Source organism: Vibrio sp. V42_P2S4T144 (assembly GCF_009904715.1).
GTDB lineage: Bacteria > Pseudomonadota > Gammaproteobacteria > Enterobacterales > Vibrionaceae > Vibrio > Vibrio alginolyticus.
Map to the genome: position 1 here is coordinate 1 of NZ_WXWS01000626.1, position 8541 is coordinate 8541.

The window sequence follows — 8541 nt, forward strand, 5'->3', positions numbered from 1 at the left end:
CAACAGAACTGTTAAGTTGTTGTTTTTATTGGTTTTTATTTATTTTGGTAGCAATAGACACCGACAAAACATTGAATAAGTTAGTTTCAGTTCTAGGTAGAAATGAAACTAAAATGGTGTTTTTAAAAACAAACCACGACAATTGCCCGTCTGTGGCAATATAATGACAGAGTTACGCCGTCACGCGACACGAACAGATATGCATACCCACAATGATTATGCGGTATAGGTAACGTTATAAAAACCGAATTGCCAGTAACAATATGATTGCATTACTTTGCATATCTAGACAATCAAAGATCACAGTCTCATAATACCCTGCGAACATCAGCTCCCTTGGCAAGAATCCCCTAAATTCTTTCCAAATCAGAGCTATATACGTATTGGCTATCCAGTCAATTGGCTTAAGAGATATAGATATGCATTGCACGTTAAATCAATTAATCCCACTCGAAATACTAGATCAATGTGACCTGTCCCTAGATGTATTTAGCAGCTCGTTCCTCGATGACGCGACTGACATCTGCATGATTCATCTTATCCAATCGCATCCGAACGTACTCTGTAATTCATCTATTGAACGTGATGACGTATTAAACTTCGTTCGAGATCACTTCTCCGCTTAAAAAGCAACACTTATAAAGTTCTTCTGTTCGTTTTTTATTTAATTCCGAACACAAAAACGGTATGCTACGCATCAAGGATAAAGGTAGGGTTTTTCGTTACTCGCATACGCTCAGGGATGGAGTGTAACCTTTATCCTCCAATGTAATTTGGAGCAACCGTTCACCATGATTAATAAAATAAATACTGAAATTAAAGACTTAAAACCTATTGATATAGAGACACTTAATCAATTACTTGCAAACAAACAAACGGCAGACGCGCGACTAAAACGTGCCTTGAAGCACAGAGCGACTTTTTCCGAACAAATAGATGGCAAGGAAGATAGTGGACTATTCAATGACCGTATCGTGGCTGTAGTAAAACGAGGTAATTCGACTACCCGTTTACTTGAATATATTGAGGCAGCTAAAACGGCCAATAAAGAGCTTTTAGAGCGCGCACCTCAATACTTCAACAGCTCATCTAACTCATTTAAAGAGACGACCGTAATTGATAACGTCCGTCGCGTTAACATCACAATTAATAAAGCCGCTAGCAGCCAGAAAGTCACTGGCGCACGTCTAGCCAAAAGACTTGAAGCATACCTACGCGACCTTGACCGTAAACTCTCCTACGATCTTCCAGAAGATGAGAAAGAACAGCTCATTAATGATAAAAACACTGCATTGAATGAATTGAAATACTTCACAGACAATGCAGACGTTGAGTTTAGAAAGCGCGGTCAAGAACACAACGACATTGTAGCTATCATCCATACCTATGATGGCAATAATGGTGGCATTTCGCGTGTGGCTAAAAAGGTTCATGTTAACGCTGGTGGCCTTGTTCTGATTAGGCATCGTTCTTGTAAAGATCACGATGTGTTAATCACAAACAATACCACTGAGGGACGTTCGATATATGATGAAGCTAATGCTTTTAAATCCGTACTGTACCCTAACGCTAACATGTATATTGAAAGCGAAGTCGATGCTATTCGTGAAGCCAGAAAAGAGCTTAGAAACAAGAACGAAAACAAAGCACGTTCGCAGTTCGATGGATATGTAAACTAAGGTTTCTAGCTAAATTATTGTTGTTCCGCTTTGATTGGTGATTTGGTGGCGATATTTAACGGTATCGCCACCTTTTCATATTACTTTTATATGTTGGCACCAACGGAATTAAGCATCGTCCGATTCAAGCGCTTCCAGTACCCATTGTTCTACTGAATTGCGAGACTCTAGCATGCTCTCTGTCACTTCCATTTCGTGCGGCACATAATCTACCAATTGAGAAAAACAGTATGTATCCCAACGGTCAGGTGATGGGATGTTCATTTTCTCTTTCATCATTGGCTTTGGCATCATTACCCATTGGCCTGACTCGTTGATTGCACAGGGTATTTTACTGCCTTGCTCCGCCGTCTTGACGTTCTTATCTATCTGCATCCGGCCTTGGTTGATAGAATCCCGAGCCATAACATTGGCATAGGCACGTTGGTTAAAGAAACGCTGCTTATCGCTGGTGGAGTGCATCTTTTTACCCCAACGAATGCGCTGTACTCGCCGTCCGTAACGTTCTAAGCAAGTCGCCGTGTCATAACCAACACCGTCACTATCCACCGCTATCGTGATGTTTGGGTACAAGTCCTCACTACACTCTGCATGGATAATGTCAGCAAACCGAACCGGATCGACCGTACTTGGCTGCTCAAGCAATTTCACGCTCTTAACGATGCGCTCCATCCGTTGACCCCAAACCTTGCAGATATTGAGTATCGATCTATCTCGACCATTACCCACGTCCACCAGCGCAGCCCAACCCCAACCATCGGGCATATCGAGGTTGAGCCTTGCGCTTTTGTCCAGTGCATCCCGACTAAGCAGCATGCCAGCAATGGAGCTTGGGAACTCCCCACGCACTTTAATGAGGTATTCTGGTGCCTCTCGACCGCCATACTCCAATCGCTTATCGAGGATAAACTCCACGGTTACGAACGGCGATTCCTCGGAGTTAAGCCGGATGGCTCGCCATCGACCACTAGGCTCGGCTAATCGGTGATGCGTATCGTAGAAATAGCCGCTAGGGCGTGTTGGCTGGCTCAACAACAGCATTCGGTTGTCTTTCTCGGTCAATGCACCCGCTAACACACCAAAAGCCTTGTCAGAGACGCCTGACGCCTCATCGACAATAACAAACAAGTGTTTAGCGTGTTCACCCGCCAGCGCTTCCTCGTTACCAATACGGCACGATTTAGCACTGGTTTGCCAGATACCTTTTGCTGAGTTTTCAAAAAAGGCTGTCTCGGTAATGGTGAAGTATTGCTGTAACCAGCCGTGCTTTTGTAACAGCGTGTTCCAGTTGGATTTTAGGTACTTCCACACACCGATTTGTACCTGTCTCGCGTTGTTCGCCACCAGCACAACACGCGCATTGGGGAAGCAGAGCATGAAAGCAATGATCATGATACTGGTCATGTCTGACTTGCCTGTACCGTGGCCAGAGCTGACGGTCGTTCGCGCACCAATACGCTGAGCACTATCAATGATTTTGCGCTGCTGCCAGCTCGGCTTCTTACCGACTAGCTCAACAGCGAGGCGTTTCCAGTCATAGCGATAACGCTTAACTAGGGCAGGGTAACGGGGATCTTGTGTTACGCTCTTTATTCGTCTAGCCACCAAGTACCTCGAAGCTGTCTACATCGTCAAACCCCGACACTCCCTCGTTATCGAGGTCATCATAGGCTTGCTCTTTAGCGGCTTCGTTTTGTATTTGGGATGGGGATAGGGTAGGTTCTACGCCGTTCTCTAGGTCTTCGGCTTCTTTGATTCGTCGGTTTACTTCTTCTTTACGTGCAGGTAGCCAGTTATCTTGCTGCTCAATCTGCTCTAACGTGTAGTCATCAAACAGCTCATCCAGCTCTTGCTCACTGATACCAGAGTCGTCTACTTCTGGCTCTAGGTTCGCTAGCTCTACCTTAGCTTCATGCAATAGCGTTGCTGGTGGACGTGCGCCTAACTTCTCGATTTGTTGGCACGTCTCTAAGGCTGTCCAGTTGTTCTTAGTACGCAGAGAAAGCATTTCTATTACTAGGCTGGTTTCTTCTGCTGGTAGTAGGTGCGGCATCATCAATTCAGCGTATTCCTGTTTACGCAAATCGATATAACGCTTGGCCTCTTGCTTGGCCATCGTGGAAATACTTAATTCCAGTTCACGCAATCTGGTGCCATAGCCAAAGATGAGACGGTCACGCATGGCGTTAATGTCTACTGGTTCATTCTCATCATCGAGCGGGATGTTTCCGGTTTCCTCCATTTCATCGATCTCTTTAAGACGCTTGGCCAACGTCTCATTCATTCGGTAATACTGCGAACGGGCAATAATCAGCTCGTTGCAAACCGAAAGCGGATCGGTGTCCATGAGAATATCCATGATTTCGCCAGTAATACCCGCACTACGGGCATAACCACCATGCACAACAGGGCGACCCACTTGAGCACTGGAATACTGCGAAAGTCCCTCAACTGATCGCGGCTTGCGCAGTGATCCAATACCCCCTATTTTCGCGCGATCGCCTTGCGCACCTTGCGCTTGCGCAGTTGCCCCCGCTTGTTTGGACTTTGATTTATCAGCCCTTTTTTTCTTCTTGTCGTTTTTCGCTTCTTGATATTTCGCTAATTGCTCATCGTAAAGATCAAATAATCGATCAAACTCAGGCAGCGATCGCATGGAGTTGAACTGGCGGCGCAGTGTCGAACCGTTCACCCCTTTATCTTTCGCAAAAGCGGCCATCGTGAGCGTTGGATTTTGAGCGCCACGCACGAGAAATTCTTTCAAAAGGGAATGCCAGTCATTGCCCTGACTGGTCTTTTTCGCTTTGATTTTTGGCATGACGGACGGTTGGAACTTACCGCCCTTTTTGGCTGGCCGTTTTATATATCGCTTAGCGGTGCCGTACTTTAGTCCGTTGGCTTCGCAATACTCGGCCAGCGTCAAAGTCGGCTGCTTCTCTAACTGCTCCCAAAACTGCTGTTGGTGAGCCTGATAGTCAATCTTGCCGGACACGGTTAAACCCCATTTATTTTTTACGTTCGGAATAATACAGAGTTTGAACAGGTAACAACAACACGAACGAGGCCAGATTAAACAATCATTTAATTGTCAATATGGATTTAAGTAGCAATTTTAATAACGCGACACTAAATAGTATTTACAGTAACGATTTTCTGCATATAATCATGTCCAGCTAGTGAGTAACGCTACTTATGTTCAATTGATTCTGCGGCACGATATAGTAATTGGCTGCGTTACCTCACTAGCCATCTTTCCCCCATACCCAAGACAACGCGCTACGTGATGAAAGGAATACCCCTTGAAAGCACCCGAGCGCATCAAATTCAGACACAAAGCAAAAACCAAAGCACGACAAGCCATGTTTAGAACTCGCCAACGAGAAAAAGGCTTAGCGCTGCTCCAAGTGCGCATTTCTCGCCTTGCTCACGCTAAGGCTTGCGAACAGTGCGAACAGAACGGCATTACCCTGACCGAGCTGTACCAGTTGGCCATCGACAACACTGACCCAAACCAACTACCAGAAAAGCACCCCGAAGTAACCGAGGGCGACCTAGTGGGAACACGCCAAATCAGTCCTTGGATTGAACCCGAAGTAGCAAAGACGTTCGAGGAATTGGCCATCAACTACCGTAATCGAACCATAGCGATGAGCGCTATCGTCTATGCGTATTGCGCTCGATGCGAAGCTGAATGAACCGAACTGGACACGCTTGGGGCGCACTGTGCTTTGCGCCCGTTCCTCTCGCCTTAATGGCAGACACAACACCACTGCATTCAATCCTGGCATTTCTTGGTTGCTTAAGCGGTTCGAGCGCACCGGACTGGCTTGAATTTGACAGAATCCCGCACCGAACTTACACCCACATCCTTTCGATATGGCTCGCTGTAACGGCTTATGGCTATCATTTAGCGATAGGGGATACATTCATATCCATTGAGGCGTTAAAAACCACCAGCACGATTCTAGGTGCGATTCTGTGTGGATTTGGATGCGGTTGTGTGTCGCATTGGCTTGGGGATGTGTTAAACCGCCAACCAGTGCCGATTTTTACCCCATTTGATAGGTACTGTTTGAATCTATTCGCTTCGGGGAGCCACCAGCGAACCACATGCGTATTCATTTTCTCGGTAGCATGTATTTTAGTTGGCTTTTTACGGCCCCTGTCATTCCGAATAGACTTGTTAAAAATGACGTTTTTAACATAAGAAAAGGCCACGTTTTACCGTGGCCTTTTGATTTTGAGGAGTTGTCAATAACAGGTAATTCAATAACCAATCAATTGGCCATCTATATTTTGGAGTATCCACGTCCATTTTCTTGCGAGCGAGGCAAATATAGGACACTCAAAACGCCTTTTCAATAGGTTTAAACACGACACATAAAAAAAGAGCCAGTATTTCTACCAGCTCTTTAACTCTCTTTTGCAAACCTTCTTTGAATCACTCGCCGAAGCTGTACGCTTCACACGAAAACAAGGCAATTATATTGATACTTACCTCGAAAAATCAAGAAAAAAGCGCCAATGGAAGAACCAAAGGCGCTTGAGCACAGTTGTCTAAGATTTTTAAAGGAAAACACGGTCGTCACAATGGCAACTATGTAACTCGCGCACAAATAAATCTATCTGTTCGGAATTCTCATTTCAAGTATTTTTTACCTAGCTACTCGCCTAGCCCTTTACTCTACTCAATCTAGCTGGTGCTTTCAGTTTGCTTTAGATGATTGTTTATCTCGTGGATCATCTTGCGTAGGGAGTTATCCAGCTCTTTGGTGTACAGCTTATCCTTGGCCAGTTCTCGCTTAAGGATGCGATCGTGTTTGCGATACCAGAATAATTCGTGGACTTTTCTCATGATGCCTACTCTCATAGGCGTTCTTTGGTAGGGGATAGATAGAACAAAGGGCTGACCCTCTTTCGAAGATCAACCCTTTGCCCTCTTTGGGAGCCTGTAGGTTTTACCCTACAACGCTTGCACAACCTTATTAAACAAGCGCACCGTATAGGAAGTCGTATCCGTCACTATCCTATGGGAATAATACTAAACTCATTCCGAACACATCACAATATTAGTTTTAATTTCATTTTGTGATTTTTTACCATTTATAGATTTTTTCTGTCGCTTTTTGCTGGTGGCTTTTTTGAGTGTTTCGTAGTAGCCAATCTTTATCAAAAAGAAGTACCAGAGCGCGTTAAGAGGCGTGATTTGCCTAAACTGTAGGGAACATTTTGCATTTCTTTGTTGAAAGCATGGCTTTATGAGCTAAGTTTTATATTGGTTTTTTATTACTGATATTGAGGATAGTATGGCTAGGTATTATGTGAACAAGAATCAACAAGCTAATGGCGATCATGAAGTGCATAAGCAAGGTTGCTCTTACATGCCACTGGAACATAACCGAACGTATCTTGGTGAGTTTGCTAGTTGTGGGCCTGCAGTTTCTGCAGCGAAGAAAACCTATTCAAAGGCCAATGGGTGTTATTACTGCTCAGAAGCTTGCCATACGGGGTAGGAGCTTCCTAGGGTAGCAAGAATAGAGGGATCTGTACTTTGATCCCTCTGCGTAAATGTGTCGCTAGTTAACCACTTTTAGAGTTGGTTGTGAGGTGTTACTGGAAAGGGGACCTTTCTCATTTCTGACTTTTGATACAACCGCCTTAAACAGAAAAAATGGGTTGTTAAATGTTAAGGCTGAAAGCTCATCTTGAGGTAGTTTCAACTCATTGAGTACTTCGCTCCGAGATATATTTTTTTCTCTCAATTTATTGAAAATCTTTTGAAATACTAAAGACGTTTCCCTGCTCTCTAGACCCTCTGGCTCTGATTTTCTGCCATAACAGTTTGATAGCTCGATGTTTAATTGACGATAATGCCACTCGGATGACAAACCTAAGTCAAAAGTTCTTCGTATTAGAGCCGCTAATGATACTTTCCAATGCTTCTTCAGCTTCAACAGTTGATTTAGAGAAGGATATGAAGGTACTTTCGCTAGAATACTTCCTTTCGGCATTAGAAATGCTGACGCAAATCGATCCGCTTGTTCCTCGGCTTGGCGTCCGTTGTTAGATGCATGTTTGTGCAACACTAGATGACCCAGTTCATGGGCGGCATCAAAACGACTGCGTTCTGGCGTTTTCATCGTATTCAGAAAAACGAAAGGTTTTTCGTCCAACCAAAATGAGAATGCATCTACTTCGACACAATTCTCAGTCAACGAAAAGACGCGCACCCCTTTAGACTCCAAAAGGTGAATCATGTTGGAAATAGACAGTTCACCTAAGCCCCAATGTTCACGTAGAAGTTGTGCGGCACTTTCAGGATCTGCGAAATCTTCGCTGCTGCAATCTAAAACATCATGTTGCTTTAAATTGAATCGACTTTCTAACCAGGTATTAAACTCAACTGCCAGCGTTCCGGCACTAAGAGCTGCGTCTCTTTTGGACGCACTAAGCTTCGTCATAGCTCGGAAGCTTACGCCTTCTTTTACGATTTGCTCAGGATTATCCGCGTAGAAAAATTCAACAGGGTAATTGAGAATATCTGCTATACGACTCACCAAGGTTGAGTCAGTTGTGTCCAGAAGCCCCTTATTTTCATATGTTGAAAGCGTTCTCGTAGTAATCCCTGTTAGTTCGGCTAACGCCTTTTTTGTATATCCTCTTCTTTCTCTAGCAATTTTTAGTCTTAATGAGTTAAACATTGTCGTTACTTACTTCTTCGATATCAAAGTCAATTTCATCATTGAAATCGACTTGTGAATCAACGATTTCTTCGTTGTCCATGTCAATAATTATACGGTTTTCAAGATCAAATCCTGTCACGTAACCTCTCTTATTGTAGGATACAGGTCTCGCCAGCTCA

The 8541-nt window shown here is 44.2% G+C and carries 8 protein-coding genes; 4 read left to right on the plus strand and 4 right to left on the minus strand.

What is annotated here, in order from left to right:
• The first annotated feature begins 791 nt into the window (after nt 1-791).
• Nucleotides 792-1679 carry a hypothetical protein gene (locus CAG68_RS20295; RefSeq protein ID WP_161441576.1) on the plus strand — a complete coding sequence of 296 codons (888 nt, stop codon included), beginning with the start codon at nt 792-794 and terminating at the stop codon, nt 1677-1679.
• Nucleotides 1680-1787: 108 nt separating this feature from the next.
• Here the strand turns inward: CAG68_RS20295 and CAG68_RS20300 are convergent, their stop codons facing one another.
• Together CAG68_RS20300 and CAG68_RS20305 are read right to left on the minus strand one after the other, a co-directional pair.
• Nucleotides 1788-3284 (minus strand): terminase, encoded by a 1497-nt coding sequence (locus CAG68_RS20300; RefSeq protein WP_109170103.1) that lies wholly within the window; start codon nt 3282-3284, stop codon nt 1788-1790.
• Nucleotides 3277-4671 carry a hypothetical protein gene (locus CAG68_RS20305; RefSeq protein WP_161441577.1) on the minus strand — a complete coding sequence of 465 codons (1395 nt, stop codon included), beginning with the start codon at nt 4669-4671 and terminating at the stop codon, nt 3277-3279. Before CAG68_RS20305 ends, CAG68_RS20300 begins: the two co-directional genes overlap by 8 nt.
• 307 nt (nt 4672-4978) lie before the next feature.
• Here CAG68_RS20305 and CAG68_RS20310 point away from each other — a divergent pair, with 307 nt between their 5' ends.
• Nucleotides 4979-5374, plus strand: a complete 396-nt coding sequence (locus tag CAG68_RS20310; RefSeq protein WP_161441578.1) for a hypothetical protein — start codon at nt 4979-4981, stop codon at nt 5372-5374.
• Nucleotides 5371-5886 (plus strand): metal-dependent hydrolase, encoded by a 516-nt coding sequence (locus CAG68_RS20315; RefSeq protein WP_161441579.1) that lies wholly within the window; start codon nt 5371-5373, stop codon nt 5884-5886. The genes CAG68_RS20310 and CAG68_RS20315 overlap by 4 nt, the downstream gene beginning before the upstream one ends.
• Before the next feature lie 486 nt (nt 5887-6372).
• Here CAG68_RS20315 and CAG68_RS20320 read toward each other — a convergent pair whose 3' ends face one another.
• Nucleotides 6373-6534, minus strand: a complete 162-nt coding sequence (locus tag CAG68_RS20320) for a hypothetical protein (protein ID WP_161441580.1) — start codon at nt 6532-6534, stop codon at nt 6373-6375.
• 466 nt (nt 6535-7000) lie between these two features.
• On the opposite strand from CAG68_RS20320, the gene CAG68_RS20325 reads away from it, so the two are divergent.
• Entirely contained in the window at nt 7001-7192 is a 192-nt protein-coding gene (locus CAG68_RS20325) for a hypothetical protein (protein ID WP_242013627.1), read from the plus strand.
• Nucleotides 7193-7255: 63 nt separating this feature from the next.
• On the opposite strand, the gene CAG68_RS20330 is transcribed toward CAG68_RS20325, so the two are convergent.
• On the minus strand, nt 7256-8380 hold the full coding sequence (locus tag CAG68_RS20330) for a helix-turn-helix domain-containing protein (RefSeq protein ID WP_161441581.1): 1125 nt from the start codon (nt 8378-8380) through the stop codon (nt 7256-7258).
• Between the last annotated feature and the right edge of the window lie 161 nt (nt 8381-8541).

What these genes read in the sequence shown, in the direction of transcription:
- CAG68_RS20330 (WP_161441581.1), bottom strand. Translation starts at nt 8,380, where the DNA reads ATGTTTAACTCATTAAGACTAAAAATTGCTAGAGAAAGAAGAGGATAT.
- CAG68_RS20295 (WP_161441576.1), top strand. Translation starts at nt 792, where the DNA reads ATGATTAATAAAATAAATACTGAAATTAAAGACTTAAAACCTATTGAT.
- CAG68_RS20320 (WP_161441580.1), bottom strand. Translation starts at nt 6,534, where the DNA reads ATGAGAAAAGTCCACGAATTATTCTGGTATCGCAAACACGATCGCATC.
- CAG68_RS20315 (WP_161441579.1), top strand. Translation starts at nt 5,371, where the DNA reads ATGAACCGAACTGGACACGCTTGGGGCGCACTGTGCTTTGCGCCCGTT.